This window comes from Candidatus Blastococcus massiliensis AP3 (genome assembly GCF_000582785.1).
In the GTDB taxonomy this organism is placed as follows: domain Bacteria; phylum Actinomycetota; class Actinomycetes; order Mycobacteriales; family Geodermatophilaceae; genus Blastococcus; species Blastococcus massiliensis.
Window position 1 is genome coordinate 744066 of the sequence record NZ_HG931175.1, and the last position, 16758, is coordinate 760823.

The following is a 16758-nucleotide window of genomic DNA, read 5'->3' on the forward strand; positions in this document are numbered from 1 at the left end:
GGCTTCGGCCTGGCGCTCTGGGGGGCCGAGCTCGCGTCGGGTGCGGCCGCGGTCGGCGACGCCGCCGGGCTGCCACGGCTGGCGGACGACGCCGACGTGGTGGTGACCGGGGAGGGCCGCTTCGACGACCAGACGGCCGCCGGGAAGGCGCCGTCCCACCTGCTCTCGCTGGCGCGGGAGCGGGACCTGCCGGTCCTGCTCGTGGCGGGCAGCGCGACGACCTCGACGGCCGCGTTCGCCGGCGCCGTCACCCTGGTCGGGCTGGCGGGCTCGGTCGAGGCGGCCCTGGCCGAGCCGGAGCGCTGGCTGCGCCGGGCCGGGGCCGAGCTGGCCCGCACGCTGGCGAGGTGAGCCGTCGGCCGGAGCGCCGGAACTGTCGTACCGCCGCGGCACCCTCGACTACATGGACGCACCCTTCTCCGGACACGTCTTCCTCGGCATGAGCGTCGACGGGTTCATCGCCCGGCTCGACGGCACCCTCTCCTTCCTGGACGCCGACGGCGGCGGCCCGCCCGACGACGGGAACGCACCCCTGCCCGACGACGGCGCGGGCGGCGACTTCGGCTTCGGCGAGTTCGTCTCCGGCGTCGACGCGCTCGTGATGGGCCGCAGCACGTACGAGTTCATCGCCCCGTTCGCCGAGTGGCCCTACCAGGGCAGGCCGGTGCACGTGCTGAGCACGACGCTCGAACCTGGCGCCGATCCGCGCACCACCGTGCACCGCTCGCTGGACGAGGCCGTGGCCGCGCTCGCCGCGGCCGGTGCCCGCCGGGTGTACGTCGACGGCGGCCGGACGGTGCACGCGTTCCTGCGGGCCGGGCTGATCACCGACCTCACCCTGTCGCGGGTACCGGTCCTCATCGGGACGGGGCTGACGCCGTTCGGGGAGCTGGCCGCCGACATCCCGCTCGAGCACGTGCGCACGCAGTCCTTCCCCGGCGGCATGGTCCAGTCGACCTACCGGGTGCGCCGCTGAGTCAGGCGGAGGGCCCGCCCACCGGGATCTCCTCGCCCAGCTTCGCGCCCTGGAGCAGCCCGAGGTCGTCGCCGGACCAGAACTTGCCCGGGTCGTACCAGTTCTGCGGGCGGGAGGCGGGTAGCAGCCCCATCGCGGTGTAGGTCGCCGCGACCAGCTCGGCGCAGTAGACCGCCTCCGCCGAGGTGCGCCGGCGCAGCCGCCCGTTGATCCACCCCGACGCCAGGCCACGGGTGGTCGGGAACGGCTTGCCGTCGAGCCGGGCCACGGTGCGCAGGACCGCGTCCTCCATCTCGTAGGTGACCCCGCCGTCGTCGGCGGGGCCGACGAGCTGCCGCAGGAAGGCCTGCTGCCCGTACTTCAGCCGCCAGGTGGTGACGGCGTCGCGCAGGTCGTGCAGTTGCACGCCCCGCTGGTGCTCGCCGGTCCAGACGTCGGGCAGCGAGCGCCCCAGCTCGGCGTGCCACAGCAGCGGCGGCAGGTCCTCGATCACGACCGCCATCCCGACGTGGTTGACCGGCGCGTTGGTGACCACGCGGATCGCGGTGTCGGCAACCGAGACCCCGCGGAAGATCCAGACGTCCCCGGTCCGGGTCAGGTCGACCGCCTCGTCGAGTGGAAGCGCAGGCACGGGGCGCTACGTTACGGACGTGCGCCCCTGGAAGCTGCTCGGACTGGCCGGCCTCGCCGGTGTCGCCGCCACCGGTGCGGTGCTCGCCCGCAACGAGCGCCAGCGCCGGGCCCTCACGCCCGACGACGTCCGCGCGCGTCTGCACGAGCGGCACGCCGCCCTCGCGGTCGTCCCCGACCCGGAGCCGACGCCGACGATCGCCGAGCTGCGCGCCGGCCGAGGCCACCGGGTCGCCCGGCTGCTGCGCAGGCGCTGAGCCGGGCGTTCCTCAGATGCTGCGCCAGGGCCCCTCGGTGGCGTTGCCCGCCGGCTGGGACTCCAGGACGTTGCCGGTGGTGGGTGGCACCTCGTCCTTGGAGACGGCCAGCTGCTGCAGCAGCGGTCCCACCAGGGCGTCGTAGACGCCGGGCAGCATGCGGAAGCCCGCCGTGATCAGCGGGTTGAACACGCCCGCCTGCACGACCCGCCGCGGCCGGTCCAGCGTCGACAGCACGCTACGGGCCACCCGGACCGGCGAGTAGACCGGCGGGGGCGGGCGGCCGGTGTTCCCGGTCCACGACGCGGCCTGGCTGTAGATGGGGGTGTTGACCCCACCGGGCTGGATGATCGAGATCGAGATCCCCGGCTCGTCCCGCGTCTCCTGCTGCAGAGTGCGCACGAGCCCGAGCTGCCCCCACTTGGCGGCCACGTAGCTGCCCATCAGCGGGGTGGCGACGTTGCCCAGCAGCGAGTTGACCACCGCGAGGTGCCCGGCGTGCTGCTCGCGGAAGACCGGGAGGACGACGCGGGCGACGTTGGCGGTGCCGTGCAGGGCGGTGTCGACCACGGTCTCGTAGACCTCCCGCGGCACCTCCTCGATGGTGCCGTAGGCCATCACCTGCGCGGAGTGCACGACCACGTCCAGCCGCCCGAAGCGCCCGGTGGCGGTGGCGACGGCGGCACGGACGGCGTCCTCGTCGGTCACGTCGCCGGCGCAGACGACGACGGCCCCCGCCCCCGCGGCGCGCGCCTCCTCGGCGGCCTCCTCGAGGGACTCCCGGCCGCGGGACATGAGCACCAGCTGCGCGCCGCGGCCGGCCAGCTCGACGGCGGTGGCGCGCCCGATGCCGCTGGACGCACCGGTGACCAGGGCGCTCAGCGGAGCACCGTCGGAAGGGATCGGCATCTGCCCGGCCTACCCTCGCCGGTCGCGGGTCATGCGGACGGCGCGATCTCGTCCAGCCGGGCCAGCAGCCAGCCGGGTCCGGTCACGGCCACCCCCGGGGGCAGCCGCGCGCGCAGCCCGCGGTCCGCGGTGACGGCGAGGACCGGCACTCCCCCGGCGGCCAGTTCGCCGGCCCGGGCCGCCACGGCGTCGTCCCCGCTGCCGGCGGCCCGCACCACCTCGATCCCCCTCGGGGGCCGGGGCCGACCGCGCCTGCCCCTCGACGACGGCGACGACGGCGACGCACTCGAGCCTGCCGCCGTCGGGGCCGGCCAGCGTCCGCCCCGGCAACGTCGCCAGCCGGACCAGCAGCCGAGTGGCCGCGCCGGCGCGGTCGCGCCACCAGCCGTCGGGGCGTGCGCCCACCACGTTGGCGGCGTCCACCAGCAGCACGGTCACGACGACTCCGCTCGTTCGCTCGTCCGGGGGAACCGGGTCCCCGATCCGTTTGCCTGCCCGGCGGGACGGCCACCCACTGCAGGTCCGGGGGGATCGCCGCACGATCCACGAAGGAGTCCGTCCATGGCCGGCACCGACGCCACCCTGCCCGACAGCGACCGCACCGCGGTACAGCCCGCGGTGGAGAACCCGCCGGCCGGCGGCGACGCCCGGGAGGCGGTGGCCGCCCAGCGCGCCAGCTTCGGCGGCGTCCAGTGGGGCGCGGCGTTCTTCGGCTGGCTCTCGGCCAACGGCCTGGCCGTGCTGCTCATCGCCCTGCTCGGCGCCGCCGGTGTCGCGTTCGGGCTGGCGCAGGGCGTGAACACCGCGGACGAGGCGGCCGAGCAGGCCGAGACGATCGGCCTCGGTGGCGCCATCGCCGTCCTCGTCGTCCTCTTCCTCGCCTACCTGGCCGGCGGCTACGTGGCCGGGCGGATGGCCCGGTTCGACGGCGTCCGTCAGGGCCTCGCCGTCTGGGCGATCGGTCTGGTCGTCGTCCTGGTCCTGGCCGCGGCCGGCGCGATCCTCGGCGCGCAGTACAACGTGCTGCAGGAGCTGGACCTGCCCCGCATCCCGATCGAGGAGGGAACGGCCACCACCGGCGGCGTCCTCACGCTGGTGGCGATCGTGCTGGCCACGCTGCTCGGGGCCGTGCTGGGCGGCAAGCTCGGCGACCGCTTCCACCGCAAGGTCGACCGCGTCGGATTTCGCTGATCGGCCCCGTCCAGGGCACCGCCCCGAGCCTGCGAGGGGTGGGGAGGACGGGGTCCTCTATCTACGCTCGGCGGCATGTGCCGGAACATCCGTCCGCTGTCGAACTTCGAGCCGCCCGCGACCGAGGACGAAGTCCGGGCCGCCGCGCTGCAGTACGTGCGCAAGATCAGCGGCACCACCAAGCCGTCCCGGGCGAACGCCGAGGCGTTCGATCGGGCGGTCGAGGAGGTCGCCGCGGTCTCGGCCCGCCTGCTCGACTCCCTCGTGACGACCGCGCCACCCAAGGACCGGGAGGTCGAGGCGGCCAAGGCGCGGGAGCGGGCCGCCCTCCGCTACGGAACCTGAGGCGCTATTTCGGTTGCGCACAACGGGAGTGGCGCTCCCGCCCCCGGGGTACGACCCGCGCATGACCGCGTCCCCCGCCACGTCCGCCGCCACTCCTCCCACGCGCAGCGGGTCGACTCGGTGCCCGGAGTGCTCCGACGGCCTGGGCCGGCCGCGCGAGGTGCGCCCGGGCTCCTTCCGCGCGCGGGTGCACGCCAATCGGCAGATCGCGCTGGCCTGGCGCATCGGCGTCTTCGTCGGCGGCCTGCTGTTCGTGCTGCTGGGGCTGGCCCTGAGCGTCCTCCCCGGGCCGCTCACGATCCCGCCGGTCCTGCTGGGCCTGTGGATCTGGTCCACCGAGTTCGACTGGGCCCGCCGCTTCTTCACCACGTTCAAGCGCAAGGCGTCGGACGCCTGGGCGCACGCCAGGCAGCACCCGGCCACCTCGCTCGCCGTCACCGTCGGTGGGCTGGCCGCCGCGGGCGTGGTCTTCTGGGCCGTCGGCCACTACCAGCTGGTGGACCAGGCGACGACCGCGCTCGGCCTCTGACCTCCTGCCCTCCCTAGGACGGTCCGAGCTCGCTCGGGTCGGGCGTGCGGAACGGCACGTCATCCGGAGGCACCGTCGGGGGGCCGGCATCGTCCGCCGCTGCCTCCTCGGGCCGGTCGGGTTCCTCCCCCGACACTCCGAAACCTTCCGCGGGCGGCGGCGCTCCGGCACCGGGATCGGCGGCCGGGATGCCCTCGTCAGGAGTTCCCAGGTTCGGTTCGAACGGCATCGACATCGACATGCGCGGTCCTTACCCACGCCGGGCGCACCCTGTGCCGTCCGCACCTGGACGCTCCGCCGGCGCCACCGACCCGTCATCCGCCGTCCCAGGCCGACACGGTTCCCGACCGCCGATGAGTTCCGCGACCGGCCGTCGTCCTACCTGCTGTGCGGCCTCCCCGGCCGCCGCGGGAGCTCGGGAGGCGCAGTGACGATCGCGGAGGACGTCCTGGTGCGGGGGTCCGCGGGCGCGGGGGACCCGCCGGCCATCGAGACGCACGGCCTGGTCAAGACGTTCGGGTCCACCCGCGCCGTCGACGGCGTGGACCTGCTCATCCCGCGCGGCGGGGTGCACGGCTTCCTCGGGCCCAACGGGGCGGGCAAGACGACCACCATCCGGATGCTCGCCACGCTGATCCGCCCCGACGCCGGGACGGCGCGGGTGTTCGGCCACGACGTGGTCTCCGAGGCCGACGCGGTGCGGGCCCGGGTCAGCCTCACCGGCCAGTTCGCCTCCCTGGACGAGGACCTCAGCGGGGACGAGAACCTGCGGCTGCTGGCCCGCCTGCTCGGCTACCCGCGTGCCGAGGGCAGGGCGCGGTCCGAGCAGCTGCTGGACGCCTTCGGCCTCACCGACGCCGCCGACAAGCAGGTGAAGAAGTACTCCGGCGGCATGCGTCGCCGCATCGACCTCGCGGCGAGCATCGTCGTCCGGCCGGACCTGATCTTCCTCGACGAGCCCACGACCGGGCTCGACCCGCGCAGCCGCAACCAGGTGTGGGACGTCATCCGGGCGCTGGTCCGCGGGGGGACGACGGTGCTGCTCACCACCCAGTACCTCGACGAGGCCGACCAGCTCGCCGACCGCATCTCGGTCATCGACACCGGCCGGGTGATCGCCGAGGGGAGCCCGGGCGAGCTCAAGGCGTCCGTGGGCACCGGCACGCTGCAGGTGCGGGTGCTCCGCCCCGGGCAGCGCGCCGCCGCCCGCGACCTGCTGCAGCGGGTGCTCGGCACCGAGGTCCGCGAGCAGGGCGACCCGGCCGGGTTGACCGCCACCGTCGCCGACGCCGGCCCCGTGGCCCGGGCGCTCGCCGCGCTCGCCGACGCCGACATCGGCCTGGCCCAGTACGCCCTCGGCCAGCCCAGCCTGGACGAGGTGTTCCTCGCCCTCACCGGCCACGTGGCCGAGACCGCACCGACGACCGACCCCACCGCCTCCGAGGAGGGCCCGGCATGACCGCCGTCGACACCCCGCGCCCGGCCGCGTCCACCTGGGCGCCCGACACGACGGCCGTGCACGAGGCCCTCGTCGCCGGCGCCCGCCCGCGCCCGCAGGGCCCGCTCGCCGCGTCGGCCACCTTCGGCTGGCGGACGCTGCTGCGCATCAAGCACGTGCCCGAGCAGTTGTTCGACGTCACCGCCTTCCCGGTGATGATGACGCTGATCTTCACGTTCCTGTTCGGCGGGGCGCTGGCCGGCTCGGTGGACGCCTACATCCAGTTCTTCCTGCCCGGGATCCTGGTGCAGAGCATCCTCATGATCACGATGTACACCGGCGTCGCGCTGAACACCGACATCGAGAAGGGCGTCTTCGACCGGATCCGCTCGCTGCCGGTGTGGCGCCCCTCGGCCCTGGTCGGCGCACTGCTCGGCGACGTCCTGCGCTTCATGCTGGCGTCGGCGGTCGTGATCGGCCTGGGGCTGCTGCTCGGCTTCCGCCCGGACGGTGGCCCGCTGGGCGTGCTGGCCGCCGTCGGCCTGCTGCTGGTGTTCGCCTTCGCCCTGGGCTGGATCTGGACGTTCCTGGCCCTGCGCCTGCAGACGCCGAACGCGGTGATGGGCTGGAGCATGCTGGTCATCACGCCGCTGACCTTCGGCAGCAACATCTTCGTCGACCCCGCGACCATGCCCGGCTGGCTGCAGGGCTTCGTCGACGTCAACCCGGTGTCGCACCTGGTGACGGCGATCCGCGGGCTCATGCACGGCGACCCGGTGGGCAACGAGGTGCTCATGGTCTTCGGCTGGGCGATCCTGCTCGTGGCGGTGCTCGGCCCGCTGACCATGCGCCGGTACGGCAACCGCTCGTGAGCGCGCGCCGTGGCTCCGATCGGGCCTCGGCTACAAAGGACGCATGACAGCCGGCCAGCTCCTCCTCCGCCGGGCGCGGTTCGCCGATCTCGGCCCGTACGAGGTCTACCGGCTGTGCCGGCTGCGGGTCGACGTCTTCGTGGTGGAGCAGCAGTGCCCCTATCCGGAGCTGGACGGCCGCGACCTCGAGCCTGCGACCGAGCACCTGTGGTTCGAGGCCGACGGCGAGGTCGCAGCCACCATCCGGGTGCTCGACGACGGGCCGACCCGGGCGATCGGGCGTGTCGCCACCGCTCCGGCGTTCCGCGGGCGCGGGCTGGCCGCCCGGCTCATCGAGCAGGGCATCGCCGACCACGGCGACCGGCCGCTCACCCTCGGCGCCCAGGCGCACCTCGAGGGCTGGTACGAGCGGTTCGGCTTCCGGCGCAGCGGTCCCGGCTACGTCGAGGACGGCATTCCGCACGTGCCGATGCGCCGGGAACCGGCATGAGCGGGGACGTGCTGCGCGACGTCGCCGACCGGCTGGAGCTGCTGGCGGCGCGGGCGACACCCGGGGAGTGGCGGCTGGGCGGCCTGCTCGCCTCGCGGCCCGAGGTGATCGCGCACGGCCCCGACGGCGGCACCGAGCACGTCGCGGAGGCGCGGGCGGCGTCGGGCGTCTGGATCGCCGCCCTCTCCCCCGCGCTCGCCGGCCCGCTGGCGGCCTGGCTGCGGAGCGCGGCGGACCATGAACCCGTCAGCGCGGACGCGCTGGCCGTCGCCGCGATCCTCGCCGCCCGGCTGCCCTGAGCGGTCCTCCTCCGGTGCACGGCCGGTCATCGCCTAGCCTCGGGGCGTGACGGCGACCCGGGCGGACCCCGCCCCCGAGAACGTCGCACCGGCGGTCCGGAGCGGTCCGCGCTGGTCGCCGGTCGAGCTGCTCCCGCCGGCCCTGCTGCTCGCGCTCGCGACGCTCCTGCTGCTCCCCGGCCACGGCCTCTGGTTCGACGAGCTGTTCACCGCGGAGGTCGGCCGCCGACCGCTGGGCGAGATCGTGTCGGCGATCGTGCAGGGCGAGGGGGTGACCAGCTACCTCGACGGCGTCCCGCCGTCCTACAACGCGCCGTACTACGTGGTGGTGCACGCCTGGATGTCCGTACCGGGCCTGGGCGGCGACACCGCGCTGCGCGTCCTCTCCGTCCTCGCCACGGCCGGCGGCCTCGCGCTGGTCACGCGGGCCGTCGCCCGGCTGGCCGGCACGGCGACCGGGGTCCTCGCCGGCCTGGTGCTCGCCGCGAGCCCGCTGCTGCTCCAGCAGTCGGTGGAGGCGCGCAGCTACGGACTGGTCGTCCTGGCCACCGGCGCGGCCGCGCTCGGCCTCGTGCGATGGGTGCAGGAGCCGCCCCGCGGACTGCTGCTGTTCGGGCTGGCCGGCGCTGGGATGGGGCTGGCGCACTGGTACGCGGTCACCGTCCTGGCGGCGTTCGTCGTCGCCGCCGTCGTGCTCCGGGGCCGCCGCGCCCTGCCGGTGGTCCTGGTGGGGGCAGCCGCCGCCCTGCCCACCTGCCTGCTGGTCGGGCTCAACCTGCTCAACGGCACCGGATCGCGCAACGCCGAGCACCTGCGCGACACCGACGGCCGCCTGCTCGGCTACGCCCTGGAGGCGTGGGCCGGCGGACGCACGCCGCTGCTCTGGCTCGCCGTCGGGTTCGCGGTCATCGGCGCGCTGCGCGGCGGCGGCCGTGGGGGCCGCGAGCTGCGGGTCCTCGGGACGGCGTGGCTGTGCGTGCCCCTGCTGCTGCTGGTCGCCGCCGAGCTGGTCCGGCCGGTCTACCACCCGCGCTACGTGCTCGCCGCCGTGCTGGGCCTGGGCGTTCTCGCCGCCGCCGGCGCCCTGGCCGTCCCGCGCGCGGCCCGCGCCCCGATGGCCGGGCTGCTGCTCGTCTGCGCCCTGCTCGGCAGCGTCTCGCTGGCCGGCCGCGAGCCGCGGGAACGCGCGGACGACCTCGTGCGCACGCTGGCCGACCTCCAGGTGGCGGGCGAACCGGTGGTGGCCGCCGACCAGCGCTCCGCGATCGGGCTCGACCACTACGTGCGCGTCCTCGAGCCCCGGCTGCGGCCCGACGTGATCCTGCCGCCGGACGACGCCCCGGCCGACGCCGACCGCGTCTGGCTGGTCCGCCGGCTCATCGACGGGGTCCCGGAGCCCACCGACGACGACGAGATCCTGGAGGAGGCCGGTCTGGAGCTCACCGAGGAGCAGGAGTTCCGCGGCACCCAGACCCGCCTGGTCCTGCAGCTCTGGACGCGGTGACCCGGGGCGCTCAGCGCGCGGAGCGCAGCGCCCAGGCCAGCGACCGCAGCGACTGACGCAGCCGGGCCCGGCCGGTCCACGCCGATCGGCCCTCGGGACGCCGGTCCCGCTCGACCGGGAGGCTGCAGACCGGCGCGCGGGCCAGCGCCACCGCCAGGACGACGCTGGGCGCGCGACCGTCGAGCACCGCGGGGACGACGACGTCGCGGACCGCCGGCCCCATGGCGAGGAAGGCGCCGGCGTCGGGGGGCAGGCCGGTGAGCCGGGCCGCCACCCGCCGGTGCAGGGTGCCGGTGAGCCGCCGCAGCGCGGACTCGTAGTGCCCGCGCCGGCCGGCGAAGACCGCGGCGACGTCGCCCACGGCCAGCCGGTCCAGCAGCAGGGGCACGGCCTCGGGCGGGTCCTGGAGGTCGGCGTCGAGGCAGACCCACGCGTCGGCCGACGGTTCGGCGGCCAGGCCGCGCGCGATCGCCGCGTGCTGGCCGCCGTTGACCGGCAGCACGGTGACGCCGATCCGGCGGTCCTCCGCCGCGAGGCCGCCGGCGACGGCGGCGCTGTCGTCCGGCGAGGCGTCGATCACCAGCCGCAGCCGCCAGTCCCGGCCGTCGAGCGCCGCGGCGAGCCGCTCGGCGAGCGGCCGCAGGGTGGCCTCGTTGCCGTGGACCGGCACGACGACCGCGATCCTCACGCCCCGGCCGCCCACGTCCGGGCCAGCCCCTCGGCCAGGTCGACCGTCGGCGCCCAGCCCAGCAGGCGGCGGGCCGCGGTGGGGTCGCAGACCCAGTCGGCGGTGTCCCAGTGCCGACCCGGATGGGCGCCCGGGGCGGTGGCGATCGGCCGGCCGGTGACGCGGGCGGCGGTCGCCACGAGCTCCTCGGTGCTGGTCTGCGTGCCGGTGCCGATGTTCAGCACCACGCCCGGCGGCAGGCAGTCGTCGGCGGCCGCGCGCACGCACGCGTCCACCACGTCACCGACCCACACCCAGTCCCGGCGGCTGATCCGCGAGGGCAGCGGCACGGTGCCGCCGGAGCGCGCCGCCTCGAGGACGACGGGGACCAGCCGGGTCGGGTGGTCACCGGGGCCGTAGACCTGGAACGCCCGGAGGACCGCGGCGCGGACCCCGCGCTCCGCGGCCGCCGCCTGGAGCAGCAGCGAGCCGGCGGCCTTGGTGGCGCCGAAGAAGCCCCGCGGCTCCAGCGCGGCCTGCTCGGTGAGCGGTTCCGGAGAGGCCGCGTACTCGGTCGAGGAGCCCAGTCGCACCACGGTGCGGCACCGGTCGGGCAGCGCGTCCACGAGCCACGGGCTGGTGTTGACCGCCACCGTCGCGGCCCGCTCGGCGGCCGTCGCCTTCGCGCGGCCGGCCGCGAGCGAGAACACGACGTCCGGATCGGCCGAGCGCACCGCCGCCGCCGCGGCGACGGCGTCGGTGAGGTCGACGTGGTCGCGCACCAGCGGGACGACGTCCCAGCCGTCGGCGCGCAGCCGCCGGACCAGGTGCCGGCCGACGAAGCCACCGGCACCGGTGACCAGCGCTCTCACGCGGGCCGACCCAGCACGGCGGGCGCCGGGGCCGGGGCCGCCGCACCGGTCGCCGCCAGCAGCCGCTGCCGGTCCGCGGCCACCTCCCCCGGATCCGCCTGCGCCAGCGCGTCGAGGAAGCCCAGCAGCCGGGGGACCTCGACCCACGGGTCGCGGCCCTGCATGTCGGCGGTGAAGGAGCGCCGCAGGAAGGTGAAGTCGGTGCGCAGACGCACGAGCTCGGCGGCCAGCACCTCGCTGGGCACGGGGAAACCGCCCCCGGGCAGCGTCATCCCGCCGACGCCGAAGGGCTGCGACACCGCGGCGCGGACCGACTCCACGGTGCCGTCCACGAGTGGCCGGAAGAGCTGGTCGGACCCGCGGTCGATGCGCAGGTCGTTGAGCCCCACGTAGATCCGGGACAGCGGGCGCCGGGCGAGGGCGGCGGCCCGGTCGACGCCGTCCTGGGTCTCGACCAGGATGCCGAGCCCGCAGCGGCCCGCGACCAGGTCCAGCGTCCGGTCGACGTCGTCGGTCGTGCGGACCATGGGCAGCAGGAGCTCGTCGGCCCCGCGGTCGACGGCGTCCTCGACCTCGTCCCGCGTCCAGGCGCCGTAGCCGTTGATGCGGCAGATGACCCGGCCGTCGGTCGCGGCCCGCATCCGCGACAGGTCCTCGGGGGTGTCGGTGCTGATCTGGGTGCCCTCGCCGAGCTGCCGCCGTTCCTTCCCCCGCCGCTCCCAGTCGACGACGATCCCGGCCGCACCGGCGGAGACGACGTCGGAACCCCAGGAGGGGTCGACGCTGAAGAGGAAGAGGTCCACGGGAGGAGCTTAGGCTGCCCTAAACGCCGACGGGCGCCAGCGGGTCCTGACGTGGCCGGTGGCCGCCCGCGGGCGGAAAGGCCAGAGCCGACCCGCGCACGGTCACGGCGACGTCCTCCCCGGCCGTGGGCAGCTCCGCGCCGTCCAGCCGGGCGCTGACGGTTCCCCCGCCGGGCAGGGTCAGCCACACGCGGGCGTCGTGCCCGTAGAAGTCGACGCCGCCGACCCGGGCCACCACCGCCGCCGCCGGCGCCGCGGTCGGAGGCGCGAGCCGCAGCTGCTCCGGCCGCAGCAGCAGCCGCGCCGGGCCGTCGGGGTGGCCGCCCTCGACCGGGACCGGGCCCAGGACGCAGTGCGCCGTCCCGCCGCGCACGTCGGCGTCGAGGACGACGGCCTCGCCCACGAACGTGGCCACGTCGAGGTCCTGCGGGCTGCGATAGAGCGTGCGGGGGTCGGTCAGCTGGACCAGCCGGCCGTCGCGCAGCACCGCCACCTGGTCGGCCATCGACAGCGCCTCGGCCTGGTCGTGGGTGACCAGCACCGCGGTGGCACCGGTCGCGTCCAGCGCGGCGGAGACGGCCAGCCGGGTCTCCTCGCGCAGGGTGGAGTCCAGCGAGGAGAAGGGCTCGTCGAGCAGCACCAGGGACGGCTCGGGCGCCAGGGCGCGGGCGAGCGCCACGCGCTGCTGCTGGCCGCCGGAGAGCTGGTGCGGCCAGCGGTCGGCCAGGACGGCGTCCAGCCCGACCAGCGCGAGCAGTTCGCGCACCCGGCCGCCGTCGCGCCGGAGCCGGCGGGGCAGCCCGAAGCTGATGTTCCCGGCCACGGTGAGGTGCGGGAAGAGCCCGCCCTCCTGCGGCACGAACCCGATGCCGCGCCGGCGGGCGGGGACGCTGCGACCGGGTCCCCCGGCGACCACCCGGTCGCCGACCGACACGGTGCCGCTGTCGGGCTCCTCGAAGCCGGCGACGAGCCGGAGCAGGGTGGTCTTGCCGCAGCCCGAGGGCCCGAGCAGCGCGGTGAAGCTGCCGCTCGGGACGTGCAGGTCCACCCCGGTGAGCACGGGGGTCGCGGCGAAGGACTTCGCCAGGTCCGTCACGGTCAGGGAGCTCATGTCGTCAGACCTCGTCGGGCGTCGCGGGACAACAGGACGGTGGCGGGCGCCGAGAGCAGCACCATGATCACCGCGTAGGGGGCGGCCGCCGCGTAGTCGAGGGCGCTGCTGGCCGACCAGAAGGCCGTCGCCAGCGTGCGCGTCCCGGTCGGGGCGAGCAGGAGGGTGGCGGTCAGCTCGGTGACGACCGCCAGGAAGACCAGCGCGGCGCCGGCGCCGATGCCGGGCGCGAGCAGCGGCAGCGTGACGCGGCGCAGCCGGTCGGGCGCCGAGGCGCCGAGGGACGCCGCGACGTCGTCGTACAGGGGCGGCGCCTGCTCCACCGCCGCACGCACCGTCACGATGGCCCGCGGCAGGAAGAGGATCGCGTAGGCAGCCAGCAGGACGGGGACCGTCTGGTACAGCCACGGGGTGACCCGGATGCTCAGGGTCACCAGCGCGAGGGCGACCACGATCCCGGGCACGGAGCTGCCCAGGTAGGTGCTGCGCTCGAGCAGCGTGGCGAGCCGGCCGCGTGCCCGAACCGCCAGCCAGCTGGTGGGCAGCGCCAGCGCCGTCGTCACCACGGCGGCGACCGCGGCCAGGCCGAGGGTGGTCCCCGTGGTGGTGGCGACGACGTCCCAGTCCAGGGCGGCGGACGCGCCCCGCGACATCCAGTAGCCGAGGCTGCCCAGCGGGACGGCCAGCGACAGCCCCACGAGCGCGGTGAGCGCCAGCAGGGCCGGTGCGGTGAGGCCGCGCAGCGCGATCGGCCGGCCGGGGCGCACGGCCCCTCGTCCGGTGCGGGCGTACCCCCGCCGGCCGCGCAGCCGGATCTCGGCCAGCAGCAGGACCAGGCACAGCATCACCAGGACGCCGGCCAGCATGGTCGCGCCCGGGCCGTTGAAGGTGGCGCGGTACTGGTCGTAGATCGCGGTGGTGAAGGTCGGGTACCGCAGCATCTGCAGCGCGCCGAACTCGGCGAGCAGGTGCAGCGCGACGAGCAGGCTGCCGCCGAGCAGCGCCACCCGCAGCTGCGGCAGCTGCACCCGCAGGAAGACCGCCCAGGTGGACAGGCCCAGGCCGCGGGCCGTCTCCTCGAGCGCCGGGTCCAGTCCGCGGAAGGCCGCGGCCACCGGCAGGTAGACGAACGGGAAGTAGGCCAGCGTCACCACCAGCAGCGCGCCGGCATAGGTGTCCAGACCCGGCAGCAGCGAGATCCACGCGTAGCTGTGCACGAACGCCGGCACGGCCAGCGGCGCCACCAGGAGGACGTGCCAGACCCGGCGCGCGGGAACCGACGAGCGCTCGACCAGCCAGGCCGCGCCGACGCCGAGGACCGCGCAGCACAGGACCGTTCCGGCCACGAGGCGGGAGGTGTTCCAGAGCAGCTCGCCGACCCGGGGCCGGAACACCAGCTCCCGGACGCCGGACCAGCCGAGGTCGGCGGAGTACCAGACGATGTAGCCGAGCGGGAGCAGGGCGAGGGCCGCGACACCGACCGCCAGCGCCAGGGTCACCGGCGAGCGGGTCGGAGCGCGCCCGGACGCGCGGGGACCCCGGTCCGCCGGGAGCGGCGCACCGGGGTCCGGGACCCGCAGCGTCGGAGTGGTCAGAGCAGCCCCACGTCCTGCATCAGCTCGGTGACCCGGGCGGCGTCGAGCGACCCCGGGTCGACGACCGGTGCGTCCAGGCCGTCCAGCGGAGGCAGCGCCTCGGCGGAGGCGACCCCGTTGCCGACGGCGTACTCGAGGGCGCTGCTGTCCGCGAGGCGCTCCTGCGCGGCCCGGGCCGTCAGGTACTCGACCAGGCGCTGCGCCTCCTCCGGCTGGTCGGAGGACGCGAGCACCCCCGCACCGGAGACGCTGAGGAAGGCACCCGGGTCCTGGTTGCCGAAGTAGTGCAGCCGGGCGTCGTCGCCGATGAGGCCGTCCTGGGCCTGGTCGCGGAACCAGTAGTAGTGGTAGGTGATGCCGACCGGGACCTCGCCCTCGTCGACGGCCTTCATGATCGCGGTGTTGCTGGCGTAGATCTCGGCGTTGCGCTCGAGGCCCTCCAGCCAGGCGCGGGTGGCCTCCTCGCCCTCGATCGCGAGCACCGCGCTGACGATCGCCTGGAAGTCCGCGCCGCCCGCGGCGATGGCGACCTTCCCCTCCCAGGCCGGGTCGGCGAGGTCGAGCATGGAGGCGGGCAGGTCGCCCTCCGCGATCTCGTCGGGGTTGTAGATCAGCGCGGTCGAGCGCGCGGCGAAGCCGACCCAGTTGCCCGACGAGGGCCGGTACTGCTCCCCCACCTGCTCCAGGGTTGCCTCGTCCAGCGGCGCGAGGAGCCCGGCCTTGTCGACGACGTCGATGGAGGGGCTGTTCTCGGTGAGGAAGACGTCGGCCGGCGAGGCCTCGCCCTCCTGGACGATCTGGTTGGCCAGCTCGGAGTCGTTGGCGTCGCGGAACTCGAGCTCGATGCCGGTCTCGTCGGTGAAACCCTCGAGCATCGTGCGGACGAGGCTCTCGTGCTGGGCGCTGTACACGGTGAGCGTCGGGGCGTCCGACGCCTCGGAGTCCCCGCAGGCGGCCAGGGCGCCGACGACGGCGGTCGAGGTCAGCAGAGCGGTGAGCACCCGGCGCGGGCTGGTCACGTGGAGGTCCTCCTGCTTCGGGGCCGGTGGATGCCCGGCCGATAGGCAAGGCACACCTAAGCATGACTCGTCCCCGCAACCACCGGACAGCCCCCCGGCATCACCCTTAGACGTCTCACTGTTAGCCGTCTAATGTCGACGGGTGCAGTCCGCGGACGACTTCCTCCACCTCCTGATCGCCCGCACCGCGCGGGAGTTGAGCCGGGCCTTCGACCGCTCCCTGGCCGCGGCGGGCGGCTCGCTGCCCACGTGGCGCGTCCTGCTCGCGCTGGACGGGGCGGAGCACCGTACGCAGGCCGAGCTGGCCACGGCGGTCGGGATCCGGCAGCCGACGCTCACCCACCACCTGGACGGGCTGGAGCGCGACGGGCTGGTCGTCCGCGAGCGCGATCCGTCGAACCGTCGTGCCGTCCAGGTGTCCGTGACGGAATCCGGGCGGCAGCTGTTCCTGCGGCTGCGGCGCATCGCGGCCGCCTTCGACGGGCGGTTGCGCGCCGGCCTGGCCGACGACGAGGTCGCGAGACTGCGCGGCGTCCTGGCCCAGCTCGAGGAGAACGCCGGCCCGGACTGACACCGGATCCTCTTGACCACGGGAGCGATCGGCTACACCCTCTAGCCGTGGCTACGGACTCAAGCCTCGGTCGGGTGGAACGGCGGCGGGCGGGCGTGATGGCCGAGGCGCTGGACCACGCCGAGGAGCTCATGACGGCCGAGGGCGTCGGCGCCCTCAGCGTCTCCGAGGTCGCCCGCCGCATGGGGATCCGCGGCCCGTCGCTCTACAAGTACTTCCCCTCCCGGCACGCGTTCTACGACGCGCTGTTCGCCCGGGGGCTGGCCGCGCAGGAGGCCGCCATGCGCGCCGCGGCGTCGGGCGCGGCCCCCGGCGTGCCGACGCTGCGCGCCGGGGGGCGTGCGATCGTCCGTTGGGCCGTCGAGAACCCCGCACTGGCGCAGCTCCTGCACTGGCGCCCGGTACCGGGGTTCGAGCCCTCGCCCGCCGTGTTCGAGGGGTCCGTCCGCTCGATGGACGACCTGCGGACCCACCTCGCCGAGGCGGTGCGGCGCGGCGAGCTCGCTACCACCGCCACCAGCGACGACGCCGTCCGCATGTGGACGATCGTGCTCAGCGGCGTGATCTCCCAGCAGCTGGCCAACCAGCCCGGCGCACCGTTCGCCGAGGGCGGCTTCAGCCGGCTCACCGACGCAGCGATCGACCTGTTCCTCTCCGCCCACACCCCCTGAGGAGTCGCC

Annotated in this window: 22 protein-coding genes; 13 read left to right on the forward strand and 9 right to left on the reverse strand. The window is 75.5% G+C overall.

Annotation, left to right across the window (positions count from 1 at the left end):
- Both BN344_RS20910 and BN344_RS17665 read left to right on the forward strand, forming a co-directional pair.
- Positions 1-351, forward strand: a 351-nt coding sequence (locus BN344_RS20910) for a glycerate kinase (RefSeq protein WP_040340125.1), incomplete at its 5' end; no start/stop codon positions are given.
- A 52-nt stretch (positions 352-403) separates the two neighbouring features.
- Positions 404-976: a dihydrofolate reductase family protein gene (locus BN344_RS17665; protein ID WP_040339773.1), complete on the forward strand. Its 573-nt coding sequence runs from the start codon at positions 404-406 to the stop codon at positions 974-976.
- A 1-nt stretch (position 977) separates the two neighbouring features.
- Here BN344_RS17665 and BN344_RS17670 read toward each other — a convergent pair whose 3' ends face one another.
- Complete coding sequence (locus tag BN344_RS17670) at positions 978-1607, reverse strand: hypothetical protein (RefSeq protein ID WP_040339774.1); 630 nt, start codon at positions 1605-1607, stop codon at positions 978-980.
- Positions 1608-1626: 19 nt separating this feature from the next.
- On the opposite strand from BN344_RS17670, the gene BN344_RS17675 reads away from it, so the two are divergent.
- Positions 1627-1863 (forward strand): hypothetical protein, encoded by a 237-nt coding sequence (locus BN344_RS17675; RefSeq protein ID WP_040339775.1) that lies wholly within the window; start codon positions 1627-1629, stop codon positions 1861-1863.
- Between the two features lie 12 nt (positions 1864-1875).
- On the opposite strand, the gene BN344_RS17680 is transcribed toward BN344_RS17675, so the two are convergent.
- The gene (locus tag BN344_RS17680) at positions 1876-2772 is read right to left on the reverse strand and encodes an SDR family NAD(P)-dependent oxidoreductase (RefSeq protein WP_040339776.1); all 897 of its coding nucleotides are present in this window, start codon (positions 2770-2772) and stop codon (positions 1876-1878) included.
- Positions 2773-2801: 29 nt separating this feature from the next.
- On the reverse strand, positions 2802-2990 hold the full coding sequence (locus tag BN344_RS20915; RefSeq protein ID WP_231486992.1) for a hypothetical protein: 189 nt from the start codon (positions 2988-2990) through the stop codon (positions 2802-2804).
- A 343-nt stretch (positions 2991-3333) separates the two neighbouring features.
- Between BN344_RS20915 and BN344_RS17690 the strand changes: the two genes are divergently transcribed.
- From BN344_RS17690 to BN344_RS17730, 8 genes are all read left to right on the forward strand, one after another.
- Entirely contained in the window at positions 3334-3963 is a 630-nt protein-coding gene (locus BN344_RS17690) for a hypothetical protein (protein ID WP_231486995.1), read from the forward strand.
- Positions 3964-4038: 75 nt separating this feature from the next.
- A complete protein-coding gene (locus tag BN344_RS17695) occupies positions 4039-4308 on the forward strand; it encodes a DUF2277 domain-containing protein (protein ID WP_040339777.1) in 270 nt (89 codons plus the stop codon).
- A 61-nt stretch (positions 4309-4369) separates the two neighbouring features.
- Complete coding sequence (locus tag BN344_RS19260; protein WP_155858936.1) at positions 4370-4837, forward strand: PGPGW domain-containing protein; 468 nt, start codon at positions 4370-4372, stop codon at positions 4835-4837.
- A gap of 427 nt (positions 4838-5264) precedes the next feature.
- On the forward strand, positions 5265-6296 hold the full coding sequence (locus BN344_RS17710) for an ATP-binding cassette domain-containing protein (protein WP_081788741.1): 1032 nt from the start codon (positions 5265-5267) through the stop codon (positions 6294-6296).
- The gene (locus BN344_RS17715) at positions 6293-7147 is read left to right on the forward strand and encodes an ABC transporter permease (RefSeq protein WP_040339779.1); all 855 of its coding nucleotides are present in this window, start codon (positions 6293-6295) and stop codon (positions 7145-7147) included. The genes BN344_RS17710 and BN344_RS17715 overlap by 4 nt, the downstream gene beginning before the upstream one ends.
- Before the next feature lie 43 nt (positions 7148-7190).
- Complete coding sequence (locus BN344_RS17720) at positions 7191-7637, forward strand: GNAT family N-acetyltransferase (RefSeq protein WP_040339780.1); 447 nt, start codon at positions 7191-7193, stop codon at positions 7635-7637.
- Positions 7634-7936 carry a hypothetical protein gene (locus BN344_RS17725; RefSeq protein WP_040339781.1) on the forward strand — a complete coding sequence of 101 codons (303 nt, stop codon included), beginning with the start codon at positions 7634-7636 and terminating at the stop codon, positions 7934-7936. The genes BN344_RS17720 and BN344_RS17725 overlap by 4 nt, the downstream gene beginning before the upstream one ends.
- A 46-nt stretch (positions 7937-7982) precedes the next feature.
- Positions 7983-9440, forward strand: coding sequence for a glycosyltransferase family 39 protein (locus tag BN344_RS17730; RefSeq protein ID WP_051516076.1), 1458 nt, complete (start codon positions 7983-7985; stop codon positions 9438-9440).
- Between the two features lie 10 nt (positions 9441-9450).
- Here the strand turns inward: BN344_RS17730 and BN344_RS17735 are convergent, their stop codons facing one another.
- The 6 genes from BN344_RS17735 to BN344_RS17760 form a co-directional block, all read right to left on the reverse strand.
- Positions 9451-10128 carry a glycosyltransferase gene (locus BN344_RS17735; protein WP_231486998.1) on the reverse strand — a complete coding sequence of 226 codons (678 nt, stop codon included), beginning with the start codon at positions 10126-10128 and terminating at the stop codon, positions 9451-9453.
- A complete protein-coding gene (locus BN344_RS17740; RefSeq protein ID WP_040339783.1) occupies positions 10125-10979 on the reverse strand; it encodes an NAD-dependent epimerase/dehydratase family protein in 855 nt (284 codons plus the stop codon). Before BN344_RS17740 ends, BN344_RS17735 begins: the two co-directional genes overlap by 4 nt.
- Positions 10976-11782: a beta/alpha barrel domain-containing protein gene (locus BN344_RS17745; protein ID WP_040339784.1), complete on the reverse strand. Its 807-nt coding sequence runs from the start codon at positions 11780-11782 to the stop codon at positions 10976-10978. The genes BN344_RS17740 and BN344_RS17745 overlap by 4 nt, the downstream gene beginning before the upstream one ends.
- A 19-nt stretch (positions 11783-11801) precedes the next feature.
- A complete protein-coding gene (locus tag BN344_RS17750; RefSeq protein ID WP_040339785.1) occupies positions 11802-12893 on the reverse strand; it encodes an ABC transporter ATP-binding protein in 1092 nt (363 codons plus the stop codon).
- Positions 12890-14392, reverse strand: a complete 1503-nt coding sequence (locus BN344_RS17755) for an ABC transporter permease (RefSeq protein WP_040339786.1) — start codon at positions 14390-14392, stop codon at positions 12890-12892. The genes BN344_RS17750 and BN344_RS17755 overlap by 4 nt, the downstream gene beginning before the upstream one ends.
- A gap of 92 nt (positions 14393-14484) precedes the next feature.
- Positions 14485-15507 carry an iron ABC transporter substrate-binding protein gene (locus tag BN344_RS17760; RefSeq protein WP_040339787.1) on the reverse strand — a complete coding sequence of 341 codons (1023 nt, stop codon included), beginning with the start codon at positions 15505-15507 and terminating at the stop codon, positions 14485-14487.
- 142 nt (positions 15508-15649) lie between these two features.
- Here BN344_RS17760 and BN344_RS17765 point away from each other — a divergent pair, with 142 nt between their 5' ends.
- Positions 15650-16078: a MarR family winged helix-turn-helix transcriptional regulator gene (locus BN344_RS17765; RefSeq protein WP_040339788.1), complete on the forward strand. Its 429-nt coding sequence runs from the start codon at positions 15650-15652 to the stop codon at positions 16076-16078.
- Positions 16079-16125: 47 nt separating this feature from the next.
- Positions 16126-16749 carry a TetR/AcrR family transcriptional regulator gene (locus BN344_RS17770; protein WP_155858937.1) on the forward strand — a complete coding sequence of 208 codons (624 nt, stop codon included), beginning with the start codon at positions 16126-16128 and terminating at the stop codon, positions 16747-16749.
- The last annotated feature ends 9 nt before the right edge of the window (positions 16750-16758 follow it).

Bases quoted from the DNA above. Each gene is read 5' to 3' on its own strand.
- BN344_RS17665 (WP_040339773.1), top strand. From the start codon at position 404: ATGGACGCACCCTTCTCCGGACACGTCTTCCTCGGCATGAGCGTCGAC.
- BN344_RS17680 (WP_040339776.1), bottom strand. From the start codon at position 2,772: ATGCCGATCCCTTCCGACGGTGCTCCGCTGAGCGCCCTGGTCACCGGT.
- BN344_RS17690 (WP_231486995.1), top strand. From the start codon at position 3,334: ATGGCCGGCACCGACGCCACCCTGCCCGACAGCGACCGCACCGCGGTA.
- BN344_RS17695 (WP_040339777.1), top strand. From the start codon at position 4,039: ATGTGCCGGAACATCCGTCCGCTGTCGAACTTCGAGCCGCCCGCGACC.
- BN344_RS19260 (WP_155858936.1), top strand. From the start codon at position 4,370: ATGACCGCGTCCCCCGCCACGTCCGCCGCCACTCCTCCCACGCGCAGC.
- BN344_RS17715 (WP_040339779.1), top strand. From the start codon at position 6,293: ATGACCGCCGTCGACACCCCGCGCCCGGCCGCGTCCACCTGGGCGCCC.
- BN344_RS17720 (WP_040339780.1), top strand. From the start codon at position 7,191: ATGACAGCCGGCCAGCTCCTCCTCCGCCGGGCGCGGTTCGCCGATCTC.
- BN344_RS17725 (WP_040339781.1), top strand. From the start codon at position 7,634: ATGAGCGGGGACGTGCTGCGCGACGTCGCCGACCGGCTGGAGCTGCTG.
- BN344_RS17750 (WP_040339785.1), bottom strand. From the start codon at position 12,893: ATGAGCTCCCTGACCGTGACGGACCTGGCGAAGTCCTTCGCCGCGACC.